Source organism: Sinosporangium siamense (assembly GCF_016863435.1).
Classification (GTDB): Bacteria; Actinomycetota; Actinomycetes; order Streptosporangiales; family Streptosporangiaceae; genus Sinosporangium; species Sinosporangium siamense.
In genome coordinates this window covers 83977-98622 of sequence record NZ_BOOW01000023.1, presented here as the reverse complement: position 1 = coordinate 98622, position 14646 = coordinate 83977, and the positions used below count along the sequence as shown (strand labels likewise).

The 14646-nt window shown below is 66.4% G+C and carries 16 protein-coding genes; 12 read left to right on the top strand and 4 right to left on the bottom strand.

The window, feature by feature from the left end; translation table 11 throughout:
* Positions 1 to 50: 50 nt before the first annotated feature.
* Genes nuoL through Ssi02_RS18520 form a run of 4 tightly spaced genes read left to right on the top strand, consistent with a single transcriptional unit; the run spans position 51 to position 5975 of the window.
* Positions 51 to 1892 carry an NADH-quinone oxidoreductase subunit L gene (gene nuoL, locus Ssi02_RS18535; protein ID WP_204027227.1) on the top strand — a complete coding sequence of 614 codons (1842 nt, stop codon included), beginning with the start codon at positions 51 to 53 and terminating at the stop codon, positions 1890 to 1892.
* On the top strand, positions 1892 to 3424 hold the full coding sequence (locus tag Ssi02_RS18530; protein ID WP_204027067.1) for an NADH-quinone oxidoreductase subunit M: 1533 nt from the start codon (positions 1892 to 1894) through the stop codon (positions 3422 to 3424). The genes nuoL and Ssi02_RS18530 overlap by 1 nt, the downstream gene beginning before the upstream one ends.
* 44 nt (positions 3425 to 3468) lie before the next feature.
* The gene (gene nuoN, locus Ssi02_RS18525) at positions 3469 to 4971 is read left to right on the top strand and encodes an NADH-quinone oxidoreductase subunit NuoN (RefSeq protein ID WP_373870169.1); all 1503 of its coding nucleotides are present in this window, start codon (positions 3469 to 3471) and stop codon (positions 4969 to 4971) included.
* Between the two features lie 8 nt (positions 4972 to 4979).
* Positions 4980 to 5975 carry a polyprenyl synthetase family protein gene (locus Ssi02_RS18520; RefSeq protein WP_204027065.1) on the top strand — a complete coding sequence of 332 codons (996 nt, stop codon included), beginning with the start codon at positions 4980 to 4982 and terminating at the stop codon, positions 5973 to 5975.
* Here the strand turns inward: Ssi02_RS18520 and rarD are convergent.
* Positions 5951 to 6895, bottom strand: coding sequence for an EamA family transporter RarD (gene rarD / locus Ssi02_RS18515; RefSeq protein WP_204027064.1), 945 nt, complete (start codon positions 6893 to 6895; stop codon positions 5951 to 5953). The two genes, Ssi02_RS18520 and rarD, sit on opposite strands and share 25 nt — an antisense overlap.
* Before the next feature lie 186 nt (positions 6896 to 7081).
* Here rarD and msrA point away from each other — a divergent pair, with 186 nt between their 5' ends.
* The 4 genes from msrA (at position 7082) to Ssi02_RS18495 (ending at position 8797) form a co-directional block, all read left to right on the top strand.
* The gene (gene msrA, locus Ssi02_RS18510) at positions 7082 to 7741 is read left to right on the top strand and encodes a peptide-methionine (S)-S-oxide reductase MsrA (RefSeq protein WP_204027062.1); all 660 of its coding nucleotides are present in this window, start codon (positions 7082 to 7084) and stop codon (positions 7739 to 7741) included.
* 55 nt (positions 7742 to 7796) lie between these two features.
* Positions 7797 to 8024: a hypothetical protein gene (locus tag Ssi02_RS18505; RefSeq protein ID WP_204027060.1), complete on the top strand. Its 228-nt coding sequence runs from the start codon at positions 7797 to 7799 to the stop codon at positions 8022 to 8024.
* Positions 8021 to 8437 (top strand): type II toxin-antitoxin system VapC family toxin, encoded by a 417-nt coding sequence (locus Ssi02_RS18500; protein WP_204027058.1) that lies wholly within the window; start codon positions 8021 to 8023, stop codon positions 8435 to 8437. The genes Ssi02_RS18505 and Ssi02_RS18500 overlap by 4 nt, the downstream gene beginning before the upstream one ends.
* A gap of 69 nt (positions 8438 to 8506) precedes the next feature.
* Positions 8507 to 8797: a type II toxin-antitoxin system prevent-host-death family antitoxin gene (locus tag Ssi02_RS18495; protein WP_239129020.1), complete on the top strand. Its 291-nt coding sequence runs from the start codon at positions 8507 to 8509 to the stop codon at positions 8795 to 8797.
* A 218-nt stretch (positions 8798 to 9015) separates the two neighbouring features.
* On the opposite strand, the gene Ssi02_RS18490 is transcribed toward Ssi02_RS18495, so the two are convergent.
* On the bottom strand, positions 9016 to 9753 hold the full coding sequence (locus Ssi02_RS18490; RefSeq protein WP_204027056.1) for a MerR family transcriptional regulator: 738 nt from the start codon (positions 9751 to 9753) through the stop codon (positions 9016 to 9018).
* A gap of 62 nt (positions 9754 to 9815) precedes the next feature.
* Between Ssi02_RS18490 and Ssi02_RS18485 the strand changes: the two genes are divergently transcribed.
* Positions 9816 to 10496: a hypothetical protein gene (locus Ssi02_RS18485; RefSeq protein WP_204027054.1), complete on the top strand. Its 681-nt coding sequence runs from the start codon at positions 9816 to 9818 to the stop codon at positions 10494 to 10496.
* 325 nt (positions 10497 to 10821) lie between these two features.
* Here Ssi02_RS18485 and Ssi02_RS18480 read toward each other — a convergent pair whose 3' ends face one another.
* Both Ssi02_RS18480 and Ssi02_RS18475 read right to left on the bottom strand, forming a co-directional pair.
* Positions 10822 to 11781 (bottom strand): SDR family oxidoreductase, encoded by a 960-nt coding sequence (locus tag Ssi02_RS18480; protein WP_204027052.1) that lies wholly within the window; start codon positions 11779 to 11781, stop codon positions 10822 to 10824.
* Positions 11782 to 12004: 223 nt separating this feature from the next.
* On the bottom strand, positions 12005 to 12637 hold the full coding sequence (locus Ssi02_RS18475) for an ATP-binding protein (RefSeq protein WP_204027050.1): 633 nt from the start codon (positions 12635 to 12637) through the stop codon (positions 12005 to 12007).
* A gap of 78 nt (positions 12638 to 12715) precedes the next feature.
* Between Ssi02_RS18475 and Ssi02_RS18470 the strand changes: the two genes are divergently transcribed.
* The 3 genes from Ssi02_RS18470 to Ssi02_RS18460 all read left to right on the top strand — a co-directional run bounded on the left by Ssi02_RS18470 (position 12716) and on the right by Ssi02_RS18460 (position 14443).
* Entirely contained in the window at positions 12716 to 13063 is a 348-nt protein-coding gene (locus Ssi02_RS18470; protein ID WP_204027048.1) for a DUF5753 domain-containing protein, read from the top strand.
* The gene (locus Ssi02_RS18465; RefSeq protein ID WP_204027046.1) at positions 13045 to 13278 is read left to right on the top strand and encodes a DUF397 domain-containing protein; all 234 of its coding nucleotides are present in this window, start codon (positions 13045 to 13047) and stop codon (positions 13276 to 13278) included. Before Ssi02_RS18470 ends, Ssi02_RS18465 begins: the two co-directional genes overlap by 19 nt.
* 409 nt (positions 13279 to 13687) lie before the next feature.
* Complete coding sequence (locus Ssi02_RS18460) at positions 13688 to 14443, top strand: hypothetical protein (protein WP_204027044.1); 756 nt, start codon at positions 13688 to 13690, stop codon at positions 14441 to 14443.
* Positions 14444 to 14646 lie beyond the last annotated feature (203 nt).

Sequence of the window (14646 nt, the reverse complement as noted above, 5' to 3'; positions counted from 1 at the left end):
CCGCTGAGATCATCCAGAACACCGGTGGTGTCATCGGCGTCTCCTGGTTGATGATCGCGCTGCCCCTGCTCGGTGCCGTCGTGCTCCTCCTGGGCGGTCGCCGTACCAACGGGTGGGGACACCTGCTCGGTGTGGCGATGTCCGTGGCGTCGTTCGTGGTGGCCGTCGTGGCCTTCATCGAGATCCTCGGCCTCGCCGAGGATCAGCGCCGCCAGGCCGTGCCGCTCTACGACTTCATCCCGGGCCTCGCCAAGATGGGGCTGCTGATCGACCCGCTGTCGATCTGCTTCGCGCTGCTGATCACGGGTGTCGGATCTCTTATCCACATCTATTCGATCGGCTACATGTCCCACGACCCGGACAGGAGGCGTTTCTTCGCCTACCTGAACCTGTTCGTCGCGGCCATGCTGCTGCTGGTGCTCGCCGACAACTACGTCGGCCTCTACATCGGCTGGGAAGGCGTCGGTCTGGCGTCCTACCTGCTGATCGGCTTCTGGCAGCACAAGCCGTCGGCCGCCACCGCGGCCAAGAAGGCGTTCATCGTCAACCGGGTCGGCGACTTCGGCCTCGCGATCGGCATCTTCACCATCTGGACCACGTTCGGCTCGGTCGCCTACGGCCCGGTCTTCGAGGTCGCGGGCCAGGCCGACCAGGGTGTGCTCACCGCCATCGGCCTGCTGCTGCTCCTCGGCGCGTGCGGCAAGTCGGCGCAGCTCCCGCTCCAGTCGTGGCTGCTCGACGCGATGGAGGGCCCGACCCCGGTCTCGGCCCTCATCCACGCCGCCACCATGGTCACCGCCGGCGTCTACCTCGTGGTGCGCTCCGGCGCGATCTACTTCCACGCCGAGACCGCGCAGTTCGTCGTCACCATCGTCGGCGTCGCCACGCTGCTCGCCGGTGCGATCATCGGTTGCGCCAAGGACGACATCAAGAAGGCCCTGGCCGGCTCCACGATGTCGCAGATCGGCTACATGATGCTGGCGGCGGGCCTCGGCCCGGTCGGCTACGCCTTCGCCATCGCCCACCTCATCACCCACGGCTTCTTCAAGGCCAACATGTTCCTCGGCGCCGGATCGGTCATGCACGCCATGAACGACGAGGTCGACATGAGGAAATACGGTGGCCTGTGGCCGGTGATGAAGGTCACCGCGGTCACGTTCCTCACCGGTTATCTCGCGATCATCGGCTTCCCGCTGCTCTCCGGCTACTTCACCAAGGACGGCATCATCGAGGCCACGATGCACGTGAACCCGGTGCTCGGCTGGCTCGCCGTGGCCGGCGCCGGCATCACGGGCTTCTACATGTCGCGCGTGATGTTCATGACCTTCTTCGGCAAGCGCCGCTGGGCCGAGGACGCCCACCCGCACGAGTCGCCCGCCGTCATGACGATCCCGCTGATCATCCTGTCCGTCGGCTCGGTCTTCCTCGGTGCGTTCCTCATCCTGAGCAACCGCCTGACGCTGTTCCTGGCCCCCGCGGTGGGCCGCCCGAAGGATCTGCTCGAGTTCCACTGGAACAGCACCCCGGGTCTCGTCACCCTCGCCCTCGTCGCCGCCGGCGTGGCCCTGGCCTGGGTCAAATACGGCAGGGCCGAGGTGCCCCAGGTCGCCCCGCGCGGCTCGTTCCTCACCACGTTCGCCCGCCGTGACCTCTACGGCGACGCGCTCAACGAGTCGCTCTTCATGCGCCCCGGCCAGTGGCTCACCCGCATCGCGGTCTTCTTCGACAACCGCGGCGTGGACGGCCTGGTCAACGGCCTCGCGGCCGGCATCGGCGGCACATCGGGACGGTTGCGCCGCCTGCAGAACGGCTTCGTCCGCTCGTATGCGATGTCCATCCTCTTCGGTGCCGCAGTGGTTGTCGGTGCCCTGCTCTACGTTGGGACCATGTGATGCCCTGGCTTTCGATCCTGATAGCCGTGCCCGTCCTGGGCGCGGTGGGGGTGGCCCTCCTCCCCAAGGGCGCCGACAAGCTGGCCAAGCAGGTCACGCTGGCGGTCTCACTGATCGTGCTCGCACTCACGATCGTGATGGCCGTGCAGTTCTCGCCGGGCAGCTCAGACAGGTTCCAGTTCGTCGAGACCTACCCGTGGATCCCGAGCTTCGGGGTCAACTTCGGTGTCGGCGTCGACGGCATCGCGCTGGTGCTCATCGCCCTCTCGGCCATCCTGGTGCCGATCGTCGTCCTCGCCTCCTGGCACGACGCCGACGCGCCCAACGCCAAGCGGTCGGTCAAGGCGTACTTCTCGCTGCTGCTCCTCCTCGAAGCCATGATGGTCGGCGTCTTCGCCGCCACCGACGTGTTCCTGTTCTACGTCTTCTTCGAGGCCATGCTCATCCCGATGTACTTCATGATCGGGTCGTACGGCGGAGCCCAGCGGTCCTACGCCGCGGTCAAGTTCCTGCTCTACTCGCTGTTCGGCGGCCTGCTGATGCTGGTGGCCGTGATCGCGCTCTACGTGATCGCGGACAAGGGCACGTTCATGTTCCCCGAGCTGATCGGGGCCATCTCCGACCCGAACACGCAGAAGTGGCTGTTCCTCGGCTTCTTCATCGCCTTCGCCATCAAGGCTCCGCTCTGGCCGTTCCACACCTGGCTGCCCGACGCGGCGGCCCAGGCCCCGGCCGGCGCGGCGGTCCTGCTGGTGGGTGTGCTGGACAAGGTCGGCACCTACGGCATGCTCCGCTTCTGCCTGGAGCTGTTCCCGGACGCCGCCAAGTTCTTCACCCCGCTCGTGCTCGTGTTGTCGGTCGTCGGCATCGTCTACGGCGCCATCGTGGCCATCGGCCAGACCGACATGAAGCGCCTCATCGCCTACACCTCGATCTCGCACTTCGGCTTCATCGCCATGGGTGTGTTCGCGATGACGGCCAACTCCGCCGCGGGCGCGACGCTCTACATGGTCAACCACGGCTTCTCGACCGGCGCGCTGTTCCTGATCGCCGGATTCCTGATCTACCGCCGTGGTTCGCACCACATTCAGGACTACGGAGGGGTGCAGAAGGTCGCGCCGATCCTGGCGGGCACCTTCCTGGTCGCGGGCCTGTCCGGCCTGTCCCTGCCGGGCCTTTCGACCTTCGTCAGCGAGTTCATGGTGCTGATCGGCACCTACGAGCGCTATGTGGTCCCCGCCATCATCGCCACCTCGGGCGTGGTCCTGGCCGCCATTTACATCCTGTGGATGTACCAGCGGGTGGCCAACGGCCCCACGGCCGAAACGGTGCAGGGCATGCCCGACCTCGACAGGCGTGAGAAGTGGGTCATCGTCCCGCTGCTCGCGCTGATCGTCGCGCTCGGCTTCTTCCCCAAGCCGATCCTCGACGTGATCAACCCCGCGGTGGACAAGACGCTGGCCAACGTCTCGGTGACCGAGCACAAGCCTGCCGTCCCCGCCGTCGCCGAGCCGAAGGGAGCCGGTGAGTGAACGAGATCGCCGCGCCGACCATCGAATACGGGCAGCTCGCTCCGATGCTGCTCGTCTTCGGGGCGGCCATCCTTGGAGTTCTCGTCGAGGCGTTCGCCCCGCGCTACATGCGTAAGGCCATCCATGTTCCGTTGACGCTGCTCGCGCTGGTCGGCTCGTTCGCGCTGGTGCTTGTGCAGGTGTTCGTCAACGGCGTGCCGACCGCCCCCTCCGCCATGGGGGCGGTGGCGGTGGACGGGCCCACGCTGTTCCTGTGGGCCGTCATCGCGGTGCTGGCCTTCGTCAGCGTGCTCCTGATCAACGACGAGGACAACTTCGTCGCGCAGGCCTCCGCCGTCCCCGGAAGCATCGAGGAGGAGGACGCCGAGGTCGCGGGGATGTCCCAGACCGAGGTCTACCCGCTCGTGCTGTTCGCCGTGGGCGGCATGCTGCTCTTCGCCGCCTCGAACGACCTGCTGATCATGTTCGTGGCCCTTGAGGTCATGTCACTGCCGCTCTACCTCCTGTGCGGGCTGGCCCGCCGCCGGCGTCTCCTGTCCCAGGAGGCCGCGGTCAAGTACTTCCTGCTTGGGGCGTTCTCGTCGGCGTTCTTCCTGTTCGGCATGGCGTTCGTGTACGGCTACGCCGGGTCGGTCGACCTGTCCGCCATTCACCAGGCGCTGCCCAACGTCGGTGGCCAGGACACCCTGCTGGTCGTCGGCACGGCGCTTCTCGGTGTGGGTCTGCTGTTCAAGATCGGTGCTGCGCCGTTCCAGGCGTGGAAGCCGGATGTTTACCAGGGTGCGCCTACACCCATCACCGCCCTGATGGCCTCGGGCACCCTTGTTGCGGCCTTTGGGGCCGTTCTGCGGGTCTTCTGGGTGGCTCTGGGGGGCTTCGAGTGGGATTGGCGCCCTGTCATGTGGGGTGTGGCGATTCTCACGATGGTTGTGGGTGCGATCCTCGCCATCACGCAGACCGACATCAAGCGCATGCTGGCCTACTCGTCCATCGCGCACGCGGGTTTCCTGCTCACGGGCGTGATCGCGACCGGCGGGCCGGAGCAGAACCAGAACGCCCTGTCCGGGCTGCTGTTCTACCTCCTCGCATACGGCATCACCACGGTCGGCGCGTTCGCCATCGTCACGATGGTGCGCGACGCGGGTGGCGAGGCCGGGCACCTGTCCCGCTGGGCCGGCCTCGGCAAGCGGTCGCCGATGCTCGCCGGGATCTTCGCGTTCTTCCTGCTAGCCTTCGCCGGCATCCCGCTGACCAGCGGATTCTTCGGAAAGTACGCCGTGTTCTCGGCCGCCGTGGCGGGCGGGGTGCTGCCCCTGGTGATCGTCGGTGTCGTGACCTCGGCCATCGCCGCGTTCTTCTACGTGCGGGTCATCGTGCTGATGTTCTTCAGCGACCCGGCGGCGGACGGCCCGAGTGTCGCGGCCCCTACTATCGGCACCGCTACGGTGGTCGCCGTCGCGGCAGCGGCTACCGTAGTCCTTGGGGTGTTCCCAGAGCCCATGCTCGATCTGGCCAATAAGGCCGCAGCTACGTTGTTTGTTCGATAGGAGTTCCCTTGGCCGCGCCACCGGTTGTTGACCTGCCCTTCGTCGACGAACGGTTGGCGCGAGATGTGGCCACCGGGTTGGCCGCAGCGGAAAAACTCCTCAGGACATCGGTGGAGTGTGAGGACGCCTTCGTCACGGAGGCGTCCAAACACCTCATCGAAGCCGGCGGCAAACGTTTCCGGGCCATGCTCGTGTTGCTCGCCGCGCAGTTCGGCTCCGGCCCCGCCCCAGGCGTGGTGCCCGGAGCCGTTGTCATGGAGCTCACCCACGTCGCCACGCTCTACCACGACGACGTCATGGACGAGGCTCGCGTGCGCCGCGGCTCACCCACCGCCAACGCCCGGTGGGACAACACGGTGGCGATCCTCACCGGTGACTACCTGTTCGCCCAGGCGTCCGAGATCCTCGCCGACCTCGGCCCTGAGATGATCCGCATCCAGGCCCAGACCTTCTCCCGCCTGGTGCGCGGCCAGATCCGCGAGACCATCGGCCCCCGCGACGGCGAGGATCCCGTCAAGCACTACATCGAGGTGCTGGCCGACAAGACCGGCTCCCTCATCGCCACCTCAGGCCGCTTCGGCGCCATGCTGGCCGGGGCGGACAACGAGATCGTCGACCGGCTCACCCGCGTCTGCGAGGCCATCGGCGTCTCCTGGCAACTCGGCGACGATCTCATCGATGTCGCCGCCACCTCCGCGGAGTCCGGCAAACTCCCCGGCACAGACCTTAGAGAGGGCATCCGCACCCTCCCCGTGCTCCACGTGCTCGCCTCCACCGACCCCGCCGACGCCCGCCTGCGTGAGCTCCTCGCCGGCCCCGTCGCCGAGGTCGACATCGACGAGGCACTCACCCTGCTGCGCGCCCACCCCGCGATGGCGCTCGCCCGCGCCGAACTCCTCGCCTGGACCGACAGGGCCCGTCACGACATCGCCGCCCTGCCCGACATCCCGGCCAGAGCGGCGTTCATGGCCCTCTGCGACTACGTGCTAGAACGCTCCGGCTGAACCTGCGGCGGCGCCACGGTCTCCATGGCCAGCGCCGCACGGCGCGCCAGGCGGGCGGTGCGCAGACTGTCCCAGCTGAACACCGCCAGCCCCGCCCACACAATCGCGAACCCGATCCAGCGGCTCGCCGGCATGACCTCCTTGATGATCAGCACGCCGCAGAGGAACTGGAGCGTCGGCGCGATGTACTGCAGGAGCCCGATCACAGTGAGCGGCACCCTGATGGCCGCCGCCGTGAAGCACAACAGCGGCACCGCGGTCACGACCCCGGCCGCCGCCAGCAGCGCCGCGTGCAGCGGGCCGTTGTGGCCGAACGTGGCTGTGCCGTTCTGCTCCAGCATGATCAGGTAGGCGAGCGCGGGGGCCAGCAGCAGCAGCGTCTCCATGGTGAGACTCTCGGCGGCCCCCACATTGGCGGTCTTCTTCACCAGCCCGTAGACCGCGAAACTGAACGCCAGCACCAGCGCGATCCACGGCGGCCTGCCGTAGTCCACCGCCAGCACCAGGACGGCCACCGCCCCAAGGGCCACCGCCACCCACTGCCACCGCCGCAGCCGCTCACGCAGCACCATCACGCCGAAGAGCACGCTGACGAGGGGGTTGATGAAATAGCCGAGAGCCGCCTCGACGACGCGGCCGGTGTTGACGGCGTAGATATAGAGGCCCCAGTTGACGGAGATGACCACGGCGGCCACCACCAGGAGGGCGAGAATGCGGGGTTGGCGCATGATCTGCCGGAACCACGACCAGTGCCGGCGAATCGCGAGGATCGCCACGACTGCCACCAGGGACCATGCCATGCGGTGGGCGAGGATCTCGACGGGTGCTGAAGGCTTGACGAGCGGCCAGTAGAGGGGGAACAAGCCCCACATGGTGTAGGCGGCGATGCCGTATAGGACACCCTTGCGAGACTCAGGCATGTACCCCATTTTTACTGCTTACAGCATTTAACACAAATAAGTATCACTTGTCGGACAGTTAAGCACTGCTAACGGGAATCACGGCCGACCTACACTGGTTGAGGTCGATGGGCATGTTGAGTGAGCACTGCTTGGTTAAGTGGGCACTGCTTGAGTGGGCACTGCGCCGATTCGGAGGGTGAGATCATGGGTTGGCTGTTCGGCAACAAGACCACGATGGTCACACGAGAAGACGCCCTCCCCGGGCGCCCCACCCCCATCCCCGTGCCCCCACGCCACGCCGTCCTCGACGCCCCGCTCGCTCCGCCGTACCCCGCCGGGGTGGAGATCGCGGACTTCGGGCTGGGCTGTTTCTGGGGCGCGGAACGCAAGTTCTGGCAAACCCCCGGCGTGGTGACCACCGCCGTGGGTTATCAGGGCGGCTACACGGAGAACCCGACCTACGAAGAGACCTGCTCGGGCCGCACCGGCCACACCGAGGTCGTCCGCGTAGTGTTCGACCCCGCCAAGGTGAGCTACGAGGAGCTCCTCAAGGTCTTCTGGGAGGCCCACGACCCCACCCAGGGCATGCGCCAGGGCAACGACATCGGCACGCAATACCGCTCGGCGATCTACACCCACAGCCCCGAGCAGGAGAAGGCCGCCTTGGCCTCCCGCGACGCCTACCAGACCGTCCTCACCGCGAACGGCTACCCTGCCATCACCACGGAGATCGCCCCCGCCCCGGAGTTCTACTTCGCCGAGGACTATCACCAGCAATATCTTTTTAAGAACCCTGGTGGCTACTGCGGCATCGGGGGCACGGGTGTCTCCTGCCCGGTTGGCCTGACGTCCGGCGAGGCATGAAGAGCGCAGGGCCGCTCTGCTAATTGATCAAGAGCTTGCTCTCTGAGGCGGGCATGTGTCTTCTACACTCGGTGATATGAGCGTGATGCGCGAGGAACTCCATCACTTGGTGGATCGGCTGCCGGAGGAGAAGGTCGCCCCTCTGCTTCGCCTTGTCCGGGATCAACTCGGTGAGCCGCAACCAGTTCGTGACTTGCCGTTCATCGGCATGCTGGATGTGGAGCCGGATTTCGCGGAACGTGCCGAGGAGATCCTCCGTTCGGAGGACAATCACTCTTTGTGATCGTCCTAGACTCAGGTCCGTTGGTAGCCGCGATCAACAGCCGCGACAACCATCACAAGGCGTGTGCGAGCCTTCTGCCTAGTCATCCCGGCCCCTTGCTCGTCCCGCCTACGGTGATCACCGAGGTGTGCCAGCTCGCCGAAAGCAGGCAGGGCAGCAAGGCCGAGGCGGCCTTTCTGCAGTCCTTCGGGTCGGGTTTGACGCTGGTCGAGCTCACGGCAGAGGACTTGACTCGCATGAGTTCCTTGGTCGAGACGTACGCGAGTCTGCCTCATGGGGCGGTCGATGCTTCGGTGATCGCGATCGCTGAGCGATTGGACATCGCAGAGGTTGCCACGCTTGATCGCCGTCACTTCACTGTGGTCCGGCCCGCACACATGGGTTCGCTCGTTCTCCTCCCAGAGGAGCTGTGAATTGCTGCCTGGAGCGAACCGCTACCACCAGTACAAAACCCCGGCGGCTATTGCGGCATCGGGGGCACGGTGTCTCATGCGGTCACCGAGGCCGCGCAGCGAGGGGTGGCCCGTCTGGTGGCTGATGCGGAGCAGGGGGCGGATCTGGTGGTGACCCGTCGGCATCAGCCGGTTGCGGCGGTCGTGAGCATACGGCGCCTCAACGAGTTGGAAGAGGCCGCGGCCGATTTGCGGGATCTGGCGCTGGTTCTTGCGCGGGCGGCGACCGACAGCGGGCGACGGACGTCGATCGACGATGTCCTTTCCGCCTTCGGGCATACCCGTGAGTCGCTGGCCGCACTTTCGGATGACGACGAGTAGCGGCGTCCGACGTCGTATTCACCGTTCCGGCCGTTGATGATCTCCGCAGGATCGGTCCGGATGCAGTGCCCAAGGACTAGAAGCCCCAGTTGCCGTTCGGTGCGGGGTACTGCGAGATCGGCGGCTCGGGCGTCTTGTGCCCGACGGGCCTGGCGCCTACCGACTTCGCGGACATCGGCGTGCGGCTCACGCTCAGCTCCTGGGTGTGAGCTGTCCTGTTATCCGGCCCCGGTTCGAGGAGCGGTAGGGGGGTGCCGTTTTATGGGTGCTTCCAGAACGATGGCGTGGGCGCCTTCGGCGTCGATGAGGTGTTCTTCCACGGTGGGGCCGGTGATGGCCAGGTGGTGGCGGTGTAGCCAGTCGAACAGCTCCTGTCCGGCGCGGACCACGTCTGTGGAAGGCGGAATGACGGCTCGCACGACGGCACGGGCGGGCAGGGTGAGCTGCTCGCCGGCGCGGTCGGTGGTCACCGCCGCCGTGAACCCGCCGGTCGGCTGTCCGCGCAGCCAGGTCAGCAGGGTCGCCGGCGGTGCCGGGCACACGGCGGCGAGCTCGGACGGATGGTCGAGATGCAGCCGGCGTACGCGTAGGCGGCGCGGTCTCATGGCGGCCTGCTGCGGCAGGATCGACATCGGCGTGGCGAGGTGGTCCTCGGCATGAGCCGCGGTGGCGGCTAAAGCGGCGATGTCACGCTGGATGCCCGTCACGATCTCGGATAAGGCTTGTCGCAGCTGCGCCTCGGGAGCGTCCAGCAGATCGGCGATCTGGCGCAGCGGCAGGCCGAGACGTTGCAGGCCACGGATGCGTTCCAGCCGTGACAGCTCGGCCACGCCGTACCAGCGATAGCCGGTGCCCCGGTCCACTGCGGCGGGAGCCAGCAGTCCGATCTTGTCGTAATGGCGCAGGGTACGTTCGGACACGCCGACCATGTGCGCCAGTTGACCGATCCGCCACACCTTGGCTCCTCTCCGCGGCATGTTGACTTTGCCCCTGCGGCAAGGTTCTACCGTCACCGTCCATGACCGATTCGTACCCTCGGACCCGGCTTACCGGTGTCCTGCTGCTGACCTCGTTAGTGGCCATGATTGTCGCTGTGGCCATCGTGGTGCCATCGGGGTTGACCCTGAATTCGGCCGATCCTGCCGCCGCGCTGGCCGCGGTGGCTGAGCGGTCCGGACTGCATCTGACCGAGCTGGCATTGGACGTGCTGGGCTGGCTGGCACTGACCGCGGCCGGGCTCCTGATGTCTGCTCGCTCTGCCGAGGCACCCAAACCGCACCTGGAGAGGCTGGCCGGCGGGCTGCTGGCCGCCGCCGGGCTCGCGGGCCTGCTTCACGACGCCGGGAACCTGGCACTGACTCAGCTGGCCGCCGACCCCGCCGCCCCGGCGGCCACCACCGTGGCCTTGGCGGTGATGCTCACCGCCAAGTGGGGGGTCAACCTGGCCGGGCTGCTGTGGGTCGCAGCCACAGCCGCGGCAGCGGTCGCCATCCCGATGTCCAGCAGGCTCCGCATCGCCGGTGCGGTCGCCGCGATCTCAGGTTTGGCCGCGGTCGCCCTTCCGTGGACGACCGGGACCGCTGGGCCGACGGCGGCGCTGGAACAGCTCGGATACGCCCTCCATCTGCCGATCATGATCTGGTACGGGGTGCTGGGGTGGCGCTACCTGTCCGAGAAGCCGCAGGAGGCACTGCGCTAGCAGGTTTTCGTCTCGGGGGAGCAGTGCTTGACTTCGGGGTAGCGGGCCGACGGCTTGTCCAGCAGCGGTCGAGGCTTCTTGCGCAGGTGCAGGTCGAAGAAGGCCGCGACGTACCTGCGGGTGATGTCCGTGGTGCGGCTGCCGGCTATCTCGGCGCCGAGGTCGAGGCCGCGCTGGCCCCCTTGGCTCCGCCGTACCCTGCGGGCATAGAGAGCGCGGACTTGGGCCGGGGTGTTTCTGGGGGCCGAACCTTGCGGCCCGCCGCCCCTGGGGGCGGCGGTGGCTGGGGACGGTGCTCGCGGTAGGGCCGGCCGCAGGCCAGGAGTCAGCGGAACCGGTCTGCGTTCTCGATCGCCCAGTCGTCGTAGGTGCGCAGTGAGCGGCCGATGATCTCCTGTACGGAAGGCCGTTGATCGAGCGTCCATTGGGTGAGTTCGGCCAGTTGCGCGCCGTACTCCTCAAGGGCGTACAGCGTCACGTCGATGCCGCTGTCGGGCCAGCCACGACGGCGCCAGTTCGTGCGGCTGTCGGCGGGTGTCAGCTCGACGGCGTCGATGTCGCGGCCGATGGCCTTGGCAATGCTCCGCACGCGAGAAAGGGTGCTGAGCGGCAGGCCGACCGCCTCAAGGATGCCGCCGACGTACTCGTCGTCGCGCAGTGCCGACACTGCGACGGCAGCCAGGTCGTCTTCGTGGATGAACGGATAGTGGCCTTCGTCCAGGAATGCCTCCCGGACGACCAGTTCGCGTCGGATGGTGTCCGGCCAGTCCGATCCCGTGGCGGGATAGCTGCCTTCGAGCATGGACCCCATCACAGCCGATGGGCGGATGTGAGTCCACTCCATCCCTGAACGCTCGACGGCTCTTTCGATGGCCAGCCAGAACCACGTCTCCGGCGGATAGGACTCCTCGTATTCCGGCCCGTGCGAGGACAGCACCACGATACGCCGGACACCGGCGGCCAGCGCGAGCGCGAGCGCATCCTGAACCGTCGAGGGCTGGGCGCCGGCGAGAAAGACACCGTCAACGCCGTTGAAGACCTCGGCGCACTCCTCCGGCCGGGTGATGGAGCCCTCGACAAGTTCGACCGCATCAGGCCAGTCGGCCAACTGGTCGGACTCGGCGATCACGCGCACGCGATCGCCGACGGCGAGCAACTGCTGTGCCAGGCTCCGTCCGACGATCCCAGTCGGGCTGCTGCCGGCGTCCTTCCGCGCGCTGACCACGGTCAGCAGCCGCAGTTTTCCGGATTCCGGCGCACTCTTGATCTGCTTGATTTCACGCATGGCAAGACTCTCCTACTGTCAATGGAGATCTTGCGCCTTCCCCCACAGCTGGAGCACGTGCTTCAGCTTGGGCCCTCAAGACCATCGGGAGAAGGTTGCGGATCTGAGGTCGCCAACACTAACAGCAACCCAGCCTCACCCGGAGCGCACCACGGGATCGATCTCTGGCTCAGCGTGCAGACTCTCCACCAGCGTATCCATGAGTGCCGGCACACTGGCGGCATCAGGCCCCTTTGCCCGAGTCGTCGTAAAACTCCTCGTCGTCATCGTCGTACTCCGGGGGGAGGCCGTTGAACTCGATGCTCACCGGATAGGACGGCTGCCCGTCGTAGGAGTCGCGGTAGCGGACGGTCGCGGGTAGGGCGTGGATGACCTCCATCCCCAGGTCGCCGGCCTCTCTCGGTGGGGGTTGGTCGAGGACTGAAATGTGGCGCTCGCGGTGGGTGGGTATGCCGTTGGGGCCGGAGTCGTACACGCTGAGGCGTAGTCTTTCGGCCTGGGGGCCGAACTGTTTCACCTCCACGACGAACGACGTGAAGAACGGCCTGTCCGCACCGCGGGTCACCGCCAGTCTGGCCAATTCGGATACGGCGATCTCGGCGTAGTCGGCCAGGGGGTGGCCGTATGTCATGAATCGCACGAATGCTCGCGCCTGCCGTACCTGGTCCGCACGGCATGGGAACAGCCGCCGCCAGACCAGGCCGCCGGGCAGTAGGCGCACGACCGCCTGTTGCAACCGGGGGTCGTGCTCACCCGTTGGCGGGACGAACAGCCGGCCGCGGTTGTCCCGGAAGACCGGGTCTTGCACCTTGGATACGTCGCCTCCGCGCCTCTCCGGCGCTGCCGTGAATCCCATCAGGCGCCCGCCCAGTCGGGGATGGAGAGTTCGAACCACACACCGGTGCCGTGCTCGTCGAGGTAGTTGTGGGTCCTCGTGGACGAATGGGTTCTACGTCGACCGGTCGGCGGACAGACCGTAATGCTCGACCAGCTTGAGCACCTTCTGGCCATGACCGAACGGCCAAACATCCATATCCAGATCGTCCCCTACGACGCACCATGCACAGTGGGACTGTTGTCGGCCTTCACCATTGCCGAACTGCCTGAAGCAGCCACCACCGTTTCGGTGGATTCGGCGACCAAGACCGAGGTGTCGGCGGACCCTGAACTCGTGTCACTGATCTGGACGCGGTATGACAAACTGCGCTCAGAGGCTCACCGCCCCAGCGAGTCGCTCAGGATAATCAAGGAGACCAGGCAGCGATGGACCCAAGAGAGTTGACCACGGTGGACGTAGACCTCACGGCGGCTCAGTGGACGAAGAGTTCGTACAGCGGGGACAACGGCGGTCAGTGCGTTGAAGTCGCCCGCAACATTCCAGGGATTGTCGCTGTGCGTGACAGTAAAAACCCCGATGGACCGGCACTCGTCTTCTCGCCTGACGAATGGAAGGCATTCCTGGGGGGAGCCAAAGGCGGCGAGTTCGATCTGAGCTAGAGCCCGTAGCGTGGACGCAAGTGTTTCTTGCCCTGATCCTCTGGCCGTGCCGGAGGTTTTCCCCTGGGGGCGGCACCTGTCTCCGGACGAGCTGCGCGCCTTCACCTTGGAACTTGTTGCAGCGGCCGAGTCGGACCTCGATGCCACTACTCAGGAGGTCACACGGCCGGGGGCGAGGCTGACCCTGCGCGCTGTGCCGAGCACGCAAGCCTGCGAGCGGCGACTTCGGGCCAGTGCAGGTCTCGGCGTGAGCCCGAAGCGTGGAGAACCTCGGAGGCTACTGCGGCATGACAGCACGACACGCCATGGGACATCCGGGTAGGGCTCTTGTAGGCCAGGCTCATATTGAGTCGGCGCAGTGATCTTCGGCTGGAAAGATTCCCCTCCCCGGACGCCGAAGGAAATCGAGATGAGAAGGATCGCCGCCGGTCTTGTCGTAAGTCTCCTCCCGCTCACACTGCTGTCCATCCCTGCCGACGCGCCCGATCCGGTCAAGACGCTTCGCGCCCAGGTTGTGCCGGGTAGGGGCGTCACCATCTCCGTGGTCACCCGCGTGACGGCTGACGGGGAGCACTTCGCCACCTTACGGACCACGCGAGTAGCCGGGTTCCGTAAGGGAGGGCTGGTGGAGACAGAGGACAGCAATACGTCCGACTCCCCGGTTCGCTCCGAAATGCTGGACGAAGACGTTCTTAACCCGACGCGGCTTATCAAAGCCAAAGGCGCGTACTACTCCTCGGGCGGTGAGACGGCCCGCAAGCTGCCCAAGGGAAAGAAGTGGCTGCGCAGTCCATGGCCCGAGAACAGTCCCATGGACGTCACACTCGACCTCCTGGAACCTCGTACGCTGCAAGTGCTGCTTGCCACCGCCTCCTCCATCAGCCCGCGCGCGGCCAAGGGCACCATCTATACCTCTCAGATCCCTGGTCAGCCTTTAGGTGGGGAGTTTGAACGTGGGGAGAAGGTCCGCTGGGCGCTCTGGTTCGATGCCCGGGCCAGAGTCACCCGCCTGACCACGGCGGCCTCTCAGCAGACGAATGACGACTATGAGCTGGGACTCGCCTCCGACATGCGCTTCACCGGCTGGGGCGCCAAGGTAACCATCAAGCCCCCGCCCAAGGACCTGGTCGTCAACGCCGAGGACCTTCCCGAGACCTACGACTAGTTCAGGGAGCATCGCAGTTCCCCGGAAGGAATCCGGGCTTAGGACCGCACGGTGAAGCTGAGGACGCGGACGTGCTGGTCGGGCTGCAAATGATCATCTCAACCGGCCGGCACGCGGCGAACAGCACACTCTTCGGATCGCCGTGGTGGTCGAAGTCTGACCGGATCTTCATGTGAAGCCACATCGGGCAGGCAGGCTGACCG

Bases quoted from the DNA above. Each gene is read 5' to 3' on its own strand.
- nuoL (WP_204027227.1), top strand. From the start codon at position 51: ATGATCGCGCTGCCCCTGCTCGGTGCCGTCGTGCTCCTCCTGGGCGGT.
- Ssi02_RS18530 (WP_204027067.1), top strand. From the start codon at position 1,892: ATGCCCTGGCTTTCGATCCTGATAGCCGTGCCCGTCCTGGGCGCGGTG.
- nuoN (WP_373870169.1), top strand. From the start codon at position 3,469: ATGCTGCTCGTCTTCGGGGCGGCCATCCTTGGAGTTCTCGTCGAGGCG.
- rarD (WP_204027064.1), bottom strand. From the start codon at position 6,895: ATGCCTGAGTCTCGCAAGGGTGTCCTATACGGCATCGCCGCCTACACC.
- msrA (WP_204027062.1), top strand. From the start codon at position 7,082: ATGGGTTGGCTGTTCGGCAACAAGACCACGATGGTCACACGAGAAGAC.
- Ssi02_RS18485 (WP_204027054.1), top strand. From the start codon at position 9,816: ATGACCGATTCGTACCCTCGGACCCGGCTTACCGGTGTCCTGCTGCTG.
- Ssi02_RS18480 (WP_204027052.1), bottom strand. From the start codon at position 11,781: ATGCGTGAAATCAAGCAGATCAAGAGTGCGCCGGAATCCGGAAAACTG.
- Ssi02_RS18475 (WP_204027050.1), bottom strand. From the start codon at position 12,637: ATGGGATTCACGGCAGCGCCGGAGAGGCGCGGAGGCGACGTATCCAAG.
- Ssi02_RS18465 (WP_204027046.1), top strand. From the start codon at position 13,045: ATGGACCCAAGAGAGTTGACCACGGTGGACGTAGACCTCACGGCGGCT.
- Ssi02_RS18460 (WP_204027044.1), top strand. From the start codon at position 13,688: ATGAGAAGGATCGCCGCCGGTCTTGTCGTAAGTCTCCTCCCGCTCACA.